18 protein-coding genes are annotated in these 15,127 nt (G+C 56.1%); 13 read left to right on the top strand and 5 right to left on the bottom strand.

Annotated elements, in window-relative coordinates; translation table 11 throughout:
* The first annotated feature begins 210 nt into the window (after positions 1–210).
* The 4 genes from msrB (at position 211) to HMPREF3096_RS04390 (ending at position 3,005) form a co-directional block, all read left to right on the top strand.
* A complete protein-coding gene (msrB, locus tag HMPREF3096_RS04405; protein WP_023294903.1) occupies positions 211–654 on the top strand; it encodes a peptide-methionine (R)-S-oxide reductase MsrB in 444 nt (147 codons plus the stop codon).
* A 1-nt stretch (position 655) separates the two neighbouring features.
* Complete coding sequence (gene msrA, locus HMPREF3096_RS04400; protein ID WP_023294902.1) at positions 656–1,195, top strand: peptide-methionine (S)-S-oxide reductase MsrA; 540 nt, start codon at positions 656–658, stop codon at positions 1,193–1,195.
* 140 nt (positions 1,196–1,335) lie between these two features.
* Positions 1,336–2,040 carry a glutathione S-transferase N-terminal domain-containing protein gene (locus tag HMPREF3096_RS04395; protein ID WP_003464969.1) on the top strand — a complete coding sequence of 235 codons (705 nt, stop codon included), beginning with the start codon at positions 1,336–1,338 and terminating at the stop codon, positions 2,038–2,040.
* Positions 2,037–3,005: a magnesium and cobalt transport protein CorA gene (locus tag HMPREF3096_RS04390; protein ID WP_048293731.1), complete on the top strand. Its 969-nt coding sequence runs from the start codon at positions 2,037–2,039 to the stop codon at positions 3,003–3,005. Before HMPREF3096_RS04395 ends, HMPREF3096_RS04390 begins: the two co-directional genes overlap by 4 nt.
* Positions 3,006–3,209: 204 nt before the next feature.
* On the opposite strand, the gene HMPREF3096_RS30790 is transcribed toward HMPREF3096_RS04390, so the two are convergent.
* Positions 3,210–3,377 (bottom strand): hypothetical protein, encoded by a 168-nt coding sequence (locus HMPREF3096_RS30790; RefSeq protein ID WP_016487060.1) that lies wholly within the window; start codon positions 3,375–3,377, stop codon positions 3,210–3,212.
* A 75-nt stretch (positions 3,378–3,452) separates the two neighbouring features.
* Here HMPREF3096_RS30790 and HMPREF3096_RS04385 point away from each other — a divergent pair, with 75 nt between their 5' ends.
* The 3 genes from HMPREF3096_RS04385 (at position 3,453) to HMPREF3096_RS04375 (ending at position 5,322) form a co-directional block, all read left to right on the top strand.
* On the top strand, positions 3,453–4,466 hold the full coding sequence (locus HMPREF3096_RS04385) for a zinc-binding alcohol dehydrogenase family protein (protein ID WP_002118279.1): 1,014 nt from the start codon (positions 3,453–3,455) through the stop codon (positions 4,464–4,466).
* A gap of 72 nt (positions 4,467–4,538) precedes the next feature.
* Positions 4,539–4,970 (top strand): GlcG/HbpS family heme-binding protein, encoded by a 432-nt coding sequence (locus tag HMPREF3096_RS04380; RefSeq protein WP_005006001.1) that lies wholly within the window; start codon positions 4,539–4,541, stop codon positions 4,968–4,970.
* Between the two features lie 58 nt (positions 4,971–5,028).
* Positions 5,029–5,322, top strand: a complete 294-nt coding sequence (locus HMPREF3096_RS04375) for a DUF1330 domain-containing protein (protein ID WP_003464978.1) — start codon at positions 5,029–5,031, stop codon at positions 5,320–5,322.
* Between the two features lie 325 nt (positions 5,323–5,647).
* On the opposite strand, the gene HMPREF3096_RS04365 is transcribed toward HMPREF3096_RS04375, so the two are convergent.
* Positions 5,648–6,118 (bottom strand): TlpA family protein disulfide reductase, encoded by a 471-nt coding sequence (locus HMPREF3096_RS04365; protein WP_003464979.1) that lies wholly within the window; start codon positions 6,116–6,118, stop codon positions 5,648–5,650.
* Between the two features lie 467 nt (positions 6,119–6,585).
* Between HMPREF3096_RS04365 and HMPREF3096_RS04360 the strand changes: the two genes are divergently transcribed.
* From HMPREF3096_RS04360 to HMPREF3096_RS04340, 5 genes are all read left to right on the top strand, one after another.
* Entirely contained in the window at positions 6,586–7,188 is a 603-nt protein-coding gene (locus HMPREF3096_RS04360; RefSeq protein WP_003464980.1) for a sulfite oxidase-like oxidoreductase, read from the top strand.
* Positions 7,181–7,927 (top strand): ferredoxin reductase, encoded by a 747-nt coding sequence (locus HMPREF3096_RS04355; protein WP_002118292.1) that lies wholly within the window; start codon positions 7,181–7,183, stop codon positions 7,925–7,927. Before HMPREF3096_RS04360 ends, HMPREF3096_RS04355 begins: the two co-directional genes overlap by 8 nt.
* 453 nt (positions 7,928–8,380) lie before the next feature.
* The gene (grxC, locus tag HMPREF3096_RS04350; protein ID WP_005005995.1) at positions 8,381–8,653 is read left to right on the top strand and encodes a glutaredoxin 3; all 273 of its coding nucleotides are present in this window, start codon (positions 8,381–8,383) and stop codon (positions 8,651–8,653) included.
* 67 nt (positions 8,654–8,720) lie between these two features.
* Positions 8,721–9,002 carry a DUF427 domain-containing protein gene (locus tag HMPREF3096_RS04345; protein WP_003464986.1) on the top strand — a complete coding sequence of 94 codons (282 nt, stop codon included), beginning with the start codon at positions 8,721–8,723 and terminating at the stop codon, positions 9,000–9,002.
* 169 nt (positions 9,003–9,171) lie between these two features.
* The gene (locus HMPREF3096_RS04340; protein ID WP_023294899.1) at positions 9,172–9,438 is read left to right on the top strand and encodes a hypothetical protein; all 267 of its coding nucleotides are present in this window, start codon (positions 9,172–9,174) and stop codon (positions 9,436–9,438) included.
* 860 nt (positions 9,439–10,298) lie between these two features.
* Here the strand turns inward: HMPREF3096_RS04340 and sdhC are convergent.
* Together sdhC and HMPREF3096_RS04330 are read right to left on the bottom strand one after the other, a co-directional pair.
* Positions 10,299–10,673, bottom strand: coding sequence for a succinate dehydrogenase, cytochrome b556 subunit (gene sdhC / locus HMPREF3096_RS04335; protein WP_005005993.1), 375 nt, complete (start codon positions 10,671–10,673; stop codon positions 10,299–10,301).
* 478 nt (positions 10,674–11,151) lie between these two features.
* Positions 11,152–12,423, bottom strand: a complete 1,272-nt coding sequence (locus tag HMPREF3096_RS04330; protein ID WP_004423958.1) for an IS4-like element ISPa1635 family transposase — start codon at positions 12,421–12,423, stop codon at positions 11,152–11,154.
* Between the two features lie 625 nt (positions 12,424–13,048).
* Here HMPREF3096_RS04330 and HMPREF3096_RS04320 point away from each other — a divergent pair.
* The gene (locus HMPREF3096_RS04320) at positions 13,049–13,567 is read left to right on the top strand and encodes a YkgB family protein (protein ID WP_003464991.1); all 519 of its coding nucleotides are present in this window, start codon (positions 13,049–13,051) and stop codon (positions 13,565–13,567) included.
* Positions 13,568–13,596: 29 nt separating this feature from the next.
* On the opposite strand, the gene HMPREF3096_RS04315 is transcribed toward HMPREF3096_RS04320, so the two are convergent.
* Complete coding sequence (locus tag HMPREF3096_RS04315) at positions 13,597–14,442, bottom strand: AraC family transcriptional regulator (RefSeq protein WP_003464995.1); 846 nt, start codon at positions 14,440–14,442, stop codon at positions 13,597–13,599.
* Positions 14,443–15,127: the final 685 nt, after the last annotated feature.

Genomic DNA, 15,127 nt, shown 5'->3' with positions numbered 1-15,127 from the left:
TAAAAATTGCAATATGTGGTGGACCCATACACGTACTTGCTTAACCACTCAGTTGCGCTATAATTAATAGACGCGAAATTTAAATCTCTAATTTTCCAACACTTAGTAAAACCTCGTTTGCCATCCCACTACCATTGTAGGAGCAAATCAGGAGACATAAAAAATTAGCGGTAGCGTGCCTGGCCCTCTAGATAAGTATTGGAGACTGTAATGAAGTTTGAAAAGTCACAGACAGCAATCGACCACCTGACTCCCGAGCAACACCGAATTACCCAGGAGGCGGGCACCGAAAGGCCCTTCACGGGCGAGTACAACGACAACAAGGAGCCTGGCATCTACGTCGACATAGTGTCGGGAGAGCCACTGTTCGCTTCGACGGACAAGTTCGATTCGGGTACTGGCTGGCCCAGCTTCACCAAGCCGATCGTTTCGGCAAACGTGAAGGAGGTGCGGGACAGCGCACACGGCATGGTCCGGACGGAGGTCAGGTCAGTACACGCAGACAGTCATCTCGGCCATGTGTTCCCCGATGGTCCTTCCGACCGCGGCGGTCTGCGGTACTGCATCAACTCAGCGTCCCTTCGCTTCATCCCGCGCGACGAGATGGAGTCCGAGGGATACGGTGAATATCTCGATCAAGTAGAGGAGGCTTAACATGCATCAGCGCGCTGTTCTCGCAGGAGGATGTTTCTGGGGCATGCAGGATCTGATCCGCAAGCGGCCCGGCATCATCTCGACCCGTGTGGGTTACACGGGCGGCGATATTCCGAACGCCACGTATCGTAATCACGGCACGCATGCCGAGGGGATCGAGATTGTCTTCGACCCGACAGTGACGAGCTACCGGAACATCCTGGAATTCTTCTTCCAGATCCACGATCCGACGACGCTGAACCGCCAGGGCAATGATCGTGGGCTCTCCTACCGGTCGGGCATCTATTATGTCGACGAGGAGCAGAAGCGCGTCGCCGAGGATACGATCGCCGATGTGGATGCCTCGGGGCTGTGGGATGGCAAAGTGGTGACCGAGGTCCAGCCGGTCGGCGAGTTCTGGGAGGCCGAGCCCGATCACCAGGATTATCTGGAGAAGCACCCGGGCGGCTACACCTGCCACTTCGTCCGTCCCGGCTGGGTGCTTCCGAAGCGCCAAAAGGTTGACGACGTACAGCCAGCGGCCGGGACCGCGGCGGAATAGGCTTCACTGCCGTTGCCACTGCGCCGGTCCGGTCCGCAATCTTCGTGACCGCGTCGTTCAGCGACGCGGTCATCGAACCCTACTTCAGAGTGACGGCTCGTTCCAGTCAGTCGCCATCGCAACACCAGGATCGCAGATTTATGCCAGACCTCTCGTCCTTTCCGATCACGCAGCGCTGGCCGGCATCTCATCCCGATCGCCTGCAACTCTACGCAGCCCCTACGCCCAATGGCGTCAAGGTCTCGATCATGCTTGAGGAGACTGGCCTGGCGTACGAGCCCCACCTGATCGACATCTCGAACAACGAGTCGAAGGATCCGGCGTTCGTGTCGCTGAACCCGAACGGACGCATACCGGCGATCATCGATCCGGCTGGCCCTGACGGTAGACCCATCGCCTTATGGGAATCCGGTGCGATCCTCCTCTATCTGGCCGACAAGACGGGTCAGTTCATCTCCACCGAACCAGGCCAGCGTTACGAGACCCTAGCGTGGGTGTTCTTTCAGATGTCGGCCATCGGGCCGATGTTCGGTCAGCTCGGCTTCTTCCTGCGATTTGGCGGCAAGGACTATGAGGACAAGCGGCCGCAACAGCGCTTTATCGACGAATCCACGCGTCTGCTGGGGATTCTGGATCGCCGGCTGGAAGGCCGCGACTGGATCGTCGACGACTATTCGATCGCGGACATCGCGACGCTCGGCTGGGTGAATGCGCTGGTGGAATTCTACGCTGCGGGTGACATCCTTGGCCTCAGCAGCTTTTCGAACGTCCGCGCATGGCTTGGACGCGGGCTGGCTCGACCGGCCGTCCAGCGTGGCCTCCACATTCCCGCGAGGCCAGCATGAGCATCATCGCCGCCTATTATTACAACGAAGGCAAGCGAGTTCGCGAAATCGCGCTCGATGAGCACGTCAAGTTGGGCGAGAGTCGCTCGGGCTTCTGCTGGATCGCGCTTAGCGAACCCACCCCCGAGGAACTACTCGCGATCCAAAGGACATATAATCTTCATCCGTTGGCGATCGACAACGCGATGCACCCGCTGTGCCCGCCCAAGCTCGAGGTCTACAACGATGAGTTGTACGTCGTCGCGCAGACCGCCGAGCTGGTCGGCGACCGGATCAGCTACGGCAAGATGGCGATCTTCACCGGTCACAATCACCTTATCACCGTGCGGCACGGCAATGCCGGAGCGCTGGGCAAACTTCGGGAGCAACTCGAGGCATCGCCGACGCAGTTCGGCAAGGGTGTCGACTATGTGCTGCACGCGATCTTGCATCGCGTGGTCGACCAGTATCTGCCCATCTTCGAAATGATCGAGGACGACGTCCTGGCGATGGAGCGACGGTCGCTGCACGATTTCCTCGGGCCAGAAGAGGTGGCGCGAATCTTCGAACTAAGGTCCGAACTCACGCGGTTCCAGCGCACGCTCGGGGCTATGGCCGAGCTGGTGCGAAAGCTCGTTCGCGGCCACTTTCCCTGCATCAGCGCCGAAATGACACCATATTTCCACGACGTCGCGGACCATGTCCACCGCGTGCAGTCCATGGTCGACGGCCTCCTGCTTGTCCTGTCCACGGTCTTTGAGGCCAGCAGCCTTCTTGAAGCGCAAAGGACGGGGGTGATCACCCGCCAGCTGACGGCTTGGGCGGCAATACTGGCAGTCCCGACGGCGATCGCTGGAATATACGGCATGAACTTTAAGCACATGCCGGAGCTGGACACGGCCTACGGATACTTTGTCGTGCTCGGAGTGATAGCGATATCGTGCGTTTTCCTATTTGTGCGCTTCAAGAAGGCTAAGTGGCTGTGAATACTGCCCATCGTTTTCTTCGCCGTCATCTGACGGTTACAGCGGGCCTTATACGGAAGCTTGTCCAATCCAACTCAAGATGAAGGTGCGTCCATGACATAGCAGCTGACCGACGCTCTACAAGCAGTTCAGTCCTTCATCGCCAAGGGCTAAGACCGCGAATAGCGCGTCAAGGACAGCAATCTCGTCGATCTCGAGCCAGGATCAACCATCGGTCCGTGCGGCATCTGCGTCGACGCGGCGTTTCGCCTCGGAAGCGGTGATGATGGCGATAACGCCTCCACCCTCTACGCGATCACCGATCCGGCGACCGAGCATAAGGGCCTGTTGATCGACGTGTTCGATGAAATCTGCTACCGCGACCCAGTTCAAGAGTCGGGACCTCAATGTAGAAGAAGTTGACTAACGAGCATTCGCGTCATCCGATCAAGCAAGCTGGAGACATTTATGAAAGCCATTGGTTACAAGGTTCCGGGACCCATCGCCGCGGATGCCGCGCTGGTCGACATCAATCTGCCTCGGCCTGTCGCTGCAGGATACGATATCCTGGTTGAGGTGAAGGCCGTCTCGGTCAACCCGGTCGACTACAAGGTCCGCAACAGCACGCCGCCGGCAGATGGCGATTGGAAGGTGCTGGGATGGGATGCCGCCGGGATTGTGCGCGAGGTCGGCCCCGACGTCACGCAGTTCGAGTTAGGCGACGAGGTCTATTATGCCGGATCGATCACACGGCCCGGTACCAATGCGGAGTTCCATCTCGTCGACGCCCGGATTGTCGGTCACAAACCTGCGTCGCTCTCCTGGGCGGAAGCGGCGGCGCTGCCGCTGACGACGTTGACGGCCTGGGAGGCGATGTTCGACCGCCTGGACGTGGCGAAGCCCGTACCCGGTGCGGCGGAGGCGATCCTCATCATCGGTGGCGCGGGCGGGGTTGGGTCGATCGCCGTCCAGATCGCGCGACAGCGCACGGACCTCACCGTCATCGCCACAGCCTCTCGACCGGAAACCCAAGAGTGGGTAAGAGGGCTTGGAGCTCACCACGTCATCGACCATTCTCGTCCGCTCGCGCCACAGATCGCCGAACTCGGCATCGGTGCTCCCGCTTTCGTCTTTTCGACCACACATACCGAGCAACATGTCGCCGACATCGCCGAACTGATCGCCCCACAAGGACGGTTCGGACTGATCGACGATCCCAAGGCATTCGATATCATGGTTTTCAAGCGCAAGGCGGTGTCGATCCACCACGAGCTGATGTTCACGCGGTCGATCTACGGCACGCCCGACATGAATGAGCAGGGCGAGATTCTGGATGCGATGGCAGCGCTGGTTGACGACGGCAAAATCCGCACGACGCTGACCCGGCGACTGTCGCCGATCAATGCCGCCAATCTGAAGACGGTGCATGCACTGATCGAAAGTGGCGCGGCTAAAGGCAAGATCGTCCTCGAAGGCTTCTAACGACCGCGATCGCCAAACATCTTGTCCAACCTCAAAAAGCCGAACGGGTTATGCCCCAGCGATGAGAATCCCATGACCAAATCTATTGCCACCGCCTCGATCAACCGCGAAACCGCAGTCGCCCTCATCGACGCGGCGCTCGCTGCGGCCCGTGCCATCGGCATCCCGGCTGCCGTCGCCGTCGTCGACGCCACCGGTAACCTGCGCGCGTTCGAGCGCACCGACGATGCGCCGTTCCTTACCGTCGATGTTGCCATCGACAAGGCCTGGAGTTCCGCCTCGTTTGGGTTCCCGACCCATGTCTGGAACGACTATGTGACCAACGATCCAAAAGTGGCGCCGCTAGCCTATCGCCCTCGGATGGTCGCTGTCGGCGGCGGTTATCCGATTCTGGAGGATGGGAAGTTGATCGGCGGCATAGGCATCTCCGGAGGCAACTATCAGCAGGATCAGGATGCGTGCGTCGAGGCACTCATGAAAATCGGGTTCCAGTTGCCAGCCTGACGACTGTGAGGCCATCACCGGTGGTAATGGCCAACAGATCCAACCTTTGAGAGGCCTAATGATGGAAGCGTTCGTCGTCTTTACGCGGGAAGAAACCAGCGACCCACATGCACTCGCAACCTATTCTGCAGGCGTCGGACCATCGTTCGATGGTCACGACGTTACCTTTCTCGCCGCTTATGGCGCGATCCAGCATTTGGAGGGGCCGCCCATCGAAGGGGCCGTAATCTTGCGTTTCCCGACGATGCAGGCCGCTCGCGACTGGTATGACAGTCCCGCCTACCAAACCATCGCTGCTCATCGCTTTGCCGGTTCCCGTTACCGCGCCTTTATCATTGAAGGGCGGCGGTGACATACCGACAGAAGCACTTCGGCGCTGACCACGAGGTATCGGCGTGTGAACTCGCATCTTGGGAATCTGTGGGGGGGACCAAGACAGCGGCGCTAGGGGCTCATATCGTCGATCGGATCAGAGAGTTGCTCGGCGAGAATGGGTTATCTATTGCCGAGCTGACGGAGCGGAGCCGCCCTCTCCCAACGGATTGATTCAATCGTTGACGCTCCTCCTATCCGGATCCGGGTTTTCGCACGCTGATCAACAGAGTTACAGCGCGCAACGCCTGTAGTGGGCATCAGGGGATGGGTGGCAATCAGGATGATTGCCCACCTTCCAACGATTAACCTTGCTCAAGTTGCTTCACTAGTCGCTCCGCGTCGAGATGGAAGTCCGAGAAAACAATGCTACCGCCAGCGTCGATAACCGTAAACCACGGAGTTCCTCGTGTGCGGTAGTCTTCCATGAAGGTTGGAAACGGCGAGCCGGTCGGTTGCTCGTCGTGACCGAAAACGATAGGAAGCTCATACTTGAGCTGGTTCACGCGCAACTTCTCGAAGGTATTCTCATGCGTTCCTTCGAAGACGGTCTGGATCACTGCGAACCCCACGTCTTTTGAGCTCAACGCTGCATGCAACTTTTGTAGCGTCGGAAACCCATGCAAATGGCAACCTTGGCACCAATGCTGGAAGGCAAACAAGATTTTCGGGCCGGGCCCGATATCTGACAGTTTGAACGGCGCGATACTTTCCCCATCTTTGCCAATCCATTTTTGCACCCGCAGCTCAGGCGCTTGTCGTTCGATCTCGTTCATCTGATCCTCCAACCCCGATACAGAAGCTTAGTGGATGATCGCGCGTCGCGACGGTGCGCGAACGTCCGACCTTATTTTCCCTATTTCCTGAAGCCAGAATAGATCAGATCGACATTTCGTCCTTAATATACTCAAGCTGCCGGCGAGCGCGAACTGGGCAACCATGCGCTGGTGAGCCTTGAGCTTTGCACGCTGCCCATCCGTTTGAGAGCGAACCTGCAACTTCCGCTCCGCATACCGCAGATCAGCGTACGCAGCCTTGGGGTTATCTACCCTATAGCCATTGGGTATTGGGAATCATGCTGGCCTGACGCTATGTTCGATACGCGATTTTTTACGATGATAGAGCATCTGTATCTGATTTTTAGTCGATTGGCTTATTCGGCGGATGTGCGGGCAAATGCTTTACGCAGAGTACTGAAATGAAGGCCGGCTTCGGTCTGCCGTATCGAGCAAGAGGGGTCACTATGGTCACCAGAGGTTTCACCGGTCGCGGTTCAGGCGACCAGTCCGATCGGATTCCGCCAGGTCAGCATCTGGTGGAGGATTTCCCTGTTCTGTCGGCCGGCCCTACGCCGAGGGTAGAGCCCTCCGACTGGAAATTCACAGTCAAAATTGGTCCGAAGCCCGTCAAAACGTGGAATTGGGGCGAATTCAACACTCTACCAAAGACCCAGGTGACAAAGGATATTCACTGCGTCACCTCTTGGTCCAAACTGGATACCGTTTGGGAGGGTGTACTCATTGAAGACATCCTTGCAGATGCAGAGCTTGATCGGCCTACCGATTTCGTCTTGGCGCACTGCTACGATAATTATTCGACAAACGTCCCTCTGACGGATCTGCTTTCCGGGAAAGCGATGGTCGCCCTCAGTTATGCGGGCAAGCCACTTTCCCGCGATCATGGGGGGCCGGCGCGTCTTCTAGTGCCGCACCTTTACTTCTGGAAATCCGCCAAATGGGTGAATGCGCTGCAATTCACGACGCGTGACGAGGCCGGCTTTTGGGAGCTGCACGGCTATCACATCTACGGCGATCCGTGGCGCGAACAACGATACACCCATGACTGAAAACGAAGCGCAAGTCCGTTCGTGGCAATCATGCGTGATCGACGACATCATCCAGCAAACACCGAGTATCAAGAGCTTCTTCCTTCGGTTGAGCAAGCCGTTCGCGCACACCGCAGGTCAGCACGTCGATATCCGGCTGACCGCGCCCGACGGCTACAGTGCAATGCGCAGCTACTCGATCGCGTCATCGGCAGTTTCGACCCCGATCGTCGAGATAGCTATCGAGCGCATGCCGGATGCCGAAGTTTCGCCGTTTTTTCACGACATCGCGGCGATTGGTGACGAAATCGAAGTTCGCGGTCCGCTCGGTGGCCATTTCCTTTGGCCTGAGCCTGCCATAGATCCGGTTCTGTTGATCGGGGGAGGCTCCGGCCTCGTGCCGTTGATGGCAATGATCCGGCAGCGCCGCGCATTGGCCCAAGCCGTTCCGACAGCGTTGCTCCTGTCCGCACGAACCGCCGAGGACGTTCTCTTCTCAGAAGAACTTCATTGCATCGAAATCAGCGATCCGGCGTTCGTCCTGGCGCTCGCGATTACGCGCGAGAAACCGGTTCGCGCATCGGACTTTGCGCGACGGATCGACGGCATGATGGTCCAAGAAATTCTAACCAGGCTTCAGGGAAAGCCGACGCAAGTGTTCGTCTGCGGGTCTAACGGATTCGTCAACATCGCAACCGATAGCGCGCTGCTGGCGGGCTTGGACGCCTCCATCATCAAGACGGAGCGCTACGGGGGCTAGCGGCGCGAGCTATCTCACGTCGCGCCGATCGTAGACGTGCGCCCTGGGAAGCTTTGGCGATCAACGTGAACCGTTTTGCCGAACACAGTCTTCGTACCCCCCGGCCTCTAGAACGCCTTCGCTCGCGATACCTGGCTCGACATCAAGCTCAATTTGAAAGTTCCTGCACTATCCGTCGTCCTGATATGCTCGACCAGCATGATGGGCGATTCGAGCGGGACCGCTTCCGTCCCAATCGAGGCTCGGTTACCTTAGAGCATCGGCTCGGCGCTACAGGAGGCGCGTGCGGCCTCTGCCTGGCGGTGAAAGCACTTTGGGCCATGTCGCCTGGATAGCGGCCAATCGTCAGCATCTGCTCCGATGTCGGCCAAGGTGCAGTCGCCATCTTTGAACGCCGCGAATTGGAGATCAACGCCATGACAGCGATCCGCGTGCAACTGCCGGAGATGCAATATGACAACTGATGTATTGCTGTACACCACGAATTGGTGCCCGTTCTGCCGCCGAGCGAAGGCGCTCCTCAAGGAAAAGGGCGTGCGATGGAAGGAGCTCGATATTGAGGCGGATCCGGCTCACCGGCAGGCCATGGCGGAAGCGTCGGGGCGAAGCTCCGTGCCGCAGATCTTCATCAATGGCACCCTTATCGGTGGCTCCGATGAGCTATTCGCGCTCGATGTCAGAGGCGAGCTCGACAAACTTCTCGGGCGCAACCCGCCTGCCACCTGAGGAGGTGCGGCTTGGGGCAGCCAGCCCGCGAGCCTTCGCCGGTTGATGAATACAAAAGGAGAGTCCGTTGGTCTCAGCCATCTGGAAAGACACTACTATCGCCACAAGCGACGAAACAGTCATCGTCGAGGGAAATCACTACTTCCCACCGTCAGGAGTCGACCTGAGCCTGCTTGAGATGAGCCCGCACACATCTGTCTGTCCGATCAAAGGCGCCGCGCGCTTCTTTCATGTTCGCGCGGGTGACGCGCTCAACGTGAACGCCGCTTGGACCTATCCCGCCCCCACTCCGGATGCCGAGGGTATCCGGGATTACATCGCTTTCTGGAAAGGCGTGGACGTTGCCTAGCAGACTGGACGGACGACTTCGCTGATAGCCATGCGGGCGCCGACATCTCAATTATCCTGCCCACCCCGGGCCTCGTCGGCTGCAGGAATCTGCCCGGCACCTTAGCGCGACCCGGCACTGGCGGTCTCGCACCCGCCGCGCCTCTGTTCTATCAATAAGGATGGATGACATGGAGCATTCCGAGTTCGATGCCGCTTTCGCGCAGCTTGCGGAGGGATACAGAGAAGGGACTTATGAAGGCCGGCGTTTCAGCTTGATCGTCCGGCGATCTGGGGACGGACGTCGCAACAGTCTGTTCGCCAGGGAGTTGGACGGGACTGACATTGTCAGCTTCAACCTCTTCCGCGTTACATCAGATAGGACATTGTTGAAGCCGTGCGAAATGTCCGCCGAAAAGGTCGTAGCGTTCGTGCTGGAGTTCCGACCGGACACCTGACGGGCAGAAGAAGATCCCGGCCAACCGGCGCGCCTGCGACGGCCGGCTATCTAAGGCTGCGCAAGCCTATAGCCGCAGCTCATTGCACTTCGTCTGGCGAGGAATTCAACATCGATACGTCGCCATCCGCGGGGATATCGGTACAGGCGCCCGTGTAAGCCAGATTGAGAAATCCTAAGCGATGACTAACACCAATGACGCCACCCTTCCGACACATTCTATTCTTGAGGAATGCACAGCGATGGCTGTCGTCAACGCTCTGAAGATTATTCTGAAGAACAGCTACGCGATCTACCTTAAGACAAAAAATGCCACTCGGGCGCATCCCGCCCCTACTTCAGGGACTTTCACTTGCTTCTCGCTCTGTCACTCACAGCATCGGCACGCCCATGACGCATGGTATCCAGGCCTCATAATTTTCCCATATAACCTTCTTGTCTTTTGCGCACCCAGAAAGACTCGAGGCTTTAACTGGACAGATGAGCCCTCGAGGGTAGTGTTCACCTGATTGGCTTTCTCATATCTGATGTTGATTCGCACAGTGTGCCAACCAGGTGATAGTTTCAAAAAACCTGCGCTTCAGAGCGAATTAGACGATCTTCGATAAGAGCGATCCGCCTCAAAATCCAAAACATCTAACATTGTCCTAGAGCCATATTTGTACCTAGTACTATGGCGCTCCCATTAACACATTTGATGATGCACAGAAAACTTAGCTCATGATAGCTTTCAGCTAACAGCTATTCGGAAGCCCGAAAGGATTCAACCGTTTAAGCGTGAACCGTCGATTATAAATACTTTCGTAAGTTAGCTTTAAAGGACGCTTTTAGTCCTTGTAAATACGCATTACGACTCCACAGCTACCAAATCCATACGGCGCCAGCAACCATTAAAACACCCGACACTACTAAAACAATAGTAGAGGCGCGATTGCTGCCTTTCAAAGTATGACCAACACCCACATCCATAACTAGGTGTCGAATTCCGGCTACGAGATGATAAATAAATGAAGAGTATACCAACCAGAAACTAACTTTGCCGAAAGGTGAAGAAAAAATCTCCTTGACTTCATTAAAACCCTTTTCTGACTCCAACGATTTGCTCAGCATATACAGTATCAGTCCCAGAAAAATAAAGAGCATAATTCCTGAAATCCGGTGCAGAATCGATGTAAGCGCCGTGAGAGGAAGCTGAATGGTTCGAATATCAAGATTAACCGGCCGCTTTTTATTCATTTTGACTCCAGTCAACAATTCTAGTGGGGGATTTCAGTTTTCGATCTCATTCATCATAGCAGCTGTAACTAAGGCTGGCGGCGACAATAATGGAGATATTCGGGGCTTACGTTGCATTTTGAGGTCGCAAGTGCATGTGCGTAAATTGAAGCAAATTGCAAGGTTATGCCCAATAGGTAGCTAGCTTATTAATTTAACAAAAGTGACGTGTGTCGTTCTGCAGGGCATGCTGTTCCCCCAATGTCATCAACCTAAGCTGCAGCCCTGCCCAAGGCAAGCCCCCCGAAGCAGCCAGCCGCCATGGCCGTCGGGCGATGACCAGGCCTCTGCCGCTCAATCAGGCGGTCTAGCTGGGCTGGCGGTGATGTGATCATCGTCTGTTCCGGCTGTCTAGGCGAGATTTCTCGTTCTCCGGACGAGCCTATGCCGACCGCTTGTGGCCAGCTTTTTTGCACGGAGGTTGGGCGGTGGTGTTTCTTCAGCGCGTCGGTTTGTAGCCCTCACAACCTCGGCTGGCTGCGCGTTTGCGTTGGCGCGCAAAGCTACGGCCTGAGCGTACGGCACTGAGGCTTTTAGCCATCAAGGCCAGCACATTGCTCAGCCCCTGAGCACAGTGCCGCACCAGCAGCTCGACCAGGGTATTTTTGAGCCGTGACACGCCTTGGGTGAAGTTGACTTTCCATCGCAGCTTGCGACCTTTGTGGCGCTGTTCGATGACCGGCTGTAGCAGGTGCTGCATCAACAGCGCCAGGTTCTTCAACAGTTGAGCGGCATGAAAGTCCTGCTTTACAGCGGTCACGCTGCGGCCGCTGAAGTTGTCCAGCGTCAGGGTTTGTTTGAGGCGACGGAAATCGGTTTCGATGCCCCAGCGGCGGTGGTAAAGCTCGGCAAACACCTCAGCGGGAAAGGCTTCTCGATCCAGCAGCGAGGTCAGCAATACTTCGCTTTCGCCGTTGGCCAACTCGACCCGGATCAGTCTCAGCTCGATCTGGCTGGCAGGATCAACGCCAGCCTCGGAGCAGAACAGACGTGCTTCAGGATGGTTGGCCACGAAAAGCTGTGTGTCTTCAACTTGGCCAGAGTGTAGAAACGCTTTGACCTGGGCGTTATAGCCACAGGGCAGGCGCATCAGAAAGTGCCGCTGTTGCTGCGCGAACAGCGCGAATAACCAGTGCCCAGGGTAACCACGGTCAAACAGCGTCAGGCTGTCAGCCGGCAGGTGCTCAAGGTGCAGATGGGCACAGTCGCGCTCGCCGACGGTCAGGGGCACGATCAGGCTATGCAAGGTTTGACCGTCAGCGACTTCGTAGAGTGTGGACAAGCGAGCCATGGGAAAGCCAGAGTGACTGCCAAAGAAGGTCGCCATGGTCGACTCCAGGGGTAAATGCACGGTCGAGCCATCCACCGCGAGCACCCTCAGCCCACGCCACTTCTGACGCAGCCCGAAGCAGTCAATTTGTTGCTGCAGGAGGCGATTGAGACTTTCAAATACCTCGGGGTTGAGCTTTTTGCGCGCTTTGCAGAAGGCCTGCGCAGTGACCATTTGCGTCTCAGTCGACGCCTGATTGAGTACGCGATAGAACTGATCGAGTTCGGTTTGCAGGGCCGTGCGCGGCTGATTGAGCAGGAACAGGACGAGGTTCTTGAAGGTGAGCTGGCGTCGGCGGGTAAAGTCTTGAGGATTCTGGCGGTGGGCGGCGATGAAGGCGGGACAATCGAGCGGACTGGTTATTTTTTGTACAATTTTCAAACCAGGGCTTGGCTGGCGGTGTCAAGCGATGCGGTATAGGTAGTCAAAAGGGCTTCTCCCATGCACTGATTTGAGCGCTAATTATATGATATTTATGGATAATTCCCAAAGTTGATGACATTGGCTGTTCCCCAACCCTGGAAAACCTATCCTCTTTAACACGTCAAAGTCGATTGATAGGCTTGCTGCAACAGCTATCTGCCCGGTTGAAGTCGAAGATCGATGTATCTGTAGGGTTTGGAAATAAATGCGGGCGCCCACCGCACTCACGGCTCAGTTACCATTCTTTGTGCATCGCGGCCGCGCGGCTAGTTGGTAGCTGTTCTAAGCCTAGTCAGTGCCGCCCTTCGCCCCAAGCCCCATAGTCAGATTTGAGAAATGACAGTAGGCGATGCCGCAACGCGCTTCATCGACCTATGTAAAACGACTCCTTTATCGAAATAGTGCACTCATCGCTCTCCACGGCGATCCCTTCATCGCGAATTGCACCGCCCAAGACGATCTGCACTGAAATCAATACTTTCTGATGCCTCTTGATTAGAGATGCCAGCCATAATAATCTCATCGCCAACGCATACGGCGTTCGGCAGCCAACACACTCTCACTCACTACTGGAAGCTCAGACATGAAAACCATAGGCATTGAAAACTCGAAGTCCAGCGTACAGGCCCACTTAACGCTTGGAACCAAAACTATGGGGCTAGGTATCTATGGCGCGTACTTGGCTCTCGCTATTATTTACTTCTGGTTCGGCGGCATGAAATTTACCCACTACGAGGCCGAGGGCCTGGTTCCACTGGTGAGCAACAGCCCGCTTTTGGGATGGGTGTATAGCATTTTTTCGGTCGACATGTTCTCCAGCCTGCTCGGCATACTAGAGATTTCGATCGGCACTCTGATCGCAGGCCGCATGCTGTCGCCCAAACTATCCGTGGTAGGAGGCGCTCTGTCTGCAGGCCTGTTCTTCACAACCCTTAGCTTTATGTTTTCCACTCCGGGCGTCATTGAGCCTAGTTTAGGGTTTCCGGCGATTTCCGTTGCGCCAGGTCAGTTTCTGCTTAAAGACTTAGGGTTGCTTGCTGTTTCGATATTTGTGGCAGGCCATTCGCTGGTTGAACTGGAAAAACGTAAAATTAATGCATAATTTTTTCAATGGCTTAAGGCAGTAATGCCTTAGGCCTTTTTGCCATCATTTTCCCCCGCCAGATCTTTCAACCAGTCACGAGGGCTCAACCCCGTCTTGCGTCTAAATGCGCGAGACAGCGCCGAAGGACTTTCGTAGCCGACTTGAGCTGCAATCAGCGTAATCGAGCGCCCTTCTCGCATCAGCTTCTGAGCCAGGCTAACTCGCCAACTCAACAAATAATCAGCAGGCGTCTGTCCGATGACACTCTTGAAATGCACGGCATACGCAGCGCGTGACATATTTGACTCACTGGCCAGCTCTGCTATTGACCAGGCATGTTCCGGGGAGTTGTGCATCTGTAAAAGCGATCGGGCAAGCCGCATGTCGGCCAGTCCAGCCATCATTCCGGTGCGCAACTGGTGATGATCGAGCAGGTAACGGAGCAACAGAATGATTAGGAGCTCAAATAAGCGCTCAAGCGCGGCTTCCCTTCCACAATGCACATTTGCCGCCTCGGCAAACATCCACTCCAACGTGTCTGCCAGCATGGGCAGATCATCGAGTGCGAGCACCAAACAGTCCGGTAATGAAGCCGACAAAGGATTATCAATTCCGCCCTCAAACTCCATGGAAGCACACAACAACTTTGCGCCATCGGACTCACCCGCAAACAATTGATGCTTGGCGGGGCGTGGCATAAAAATCAAGCTAGGGCGAGTGAGCTGCAAATCCTTGCGATCGGGACCAAGCAACGTCACGCTGCCGGCCTGAAGCAGATGGATATAACCTCGCCGCTCGGCGCCATCGTAAGATGCAGAGCCGCATAGGTCGCCGTCATAGAACAGATTGGCCCGCACGCCGAACCGCGAGAGCAAATTAGACAAACGATCCATTGGCCGATCCTTGACGAGTCAGAACGCACAGACCATACCATCTGCGTTGTCGTTCAGTGCCTGTAGCGAACATGCCGGCGTAAATCAGCCAACGGATAAAGTGATCACTGAGCAGCTCAGCCTCCCTTTCCAGTTCGGCTGTTAAAAAAACAACACCGTTGTTTGAAAGCACCAGCAAATCAAGTGCTCACTCTTCTATTTTACAGTACCTGGCAACAGCACTTTGCGGTGCAGTCGATCAGATATCCGGAAGGTTGATCGTAAGCTTCAGCCTAGCGCTCTTCGAATTTAATGTCGTCGAGCTTCGGCCCAACCATTCCCCCGACCTACTCTTCCCTCCCCTAGAGACCCTAGCAGTCACTTGAATCGCGGCTGTCTGCGATAAGGTGTTGCTGGTAACTATTGCATCAGCGCCTGAAAACTCCACCTCGGCCGGCAGACTTGAGACCTTAAGTCGTATGGTAGCGAGAGGTACCTTGGAGCCCGATAGCGTCTGTACGAAAACGAACACACTGTCATCCAAAGCGACCTTTTCGAAAATTTCCGGGGAAATGTCCACCCGTACCTTGAGCGGTGTTGGTGGCAAGCCAGCAACATGGTTAATCTGTTGCCGCTGACCGAAAACTGACCCAGTAGAGGCTGTTCTGCCGACTGAAAACTGACCCAGGTGTTCAACTGCTTCTGC

Source organism: Klebsiella sp. HMSC25G12 (assembly GCF_001807705.1).
Classification (GTDB): Bacteria; Pseudomonadota; Gammaproteobacteria; order Enterobacterales; family Enterobacteriaceae; genus Klebsiella; species Klebsiella variicola.
Note: the sequence above shows the minus strand (reverse complement) of the source record. Positions and strands in the feature narration are given on the sequence as shown.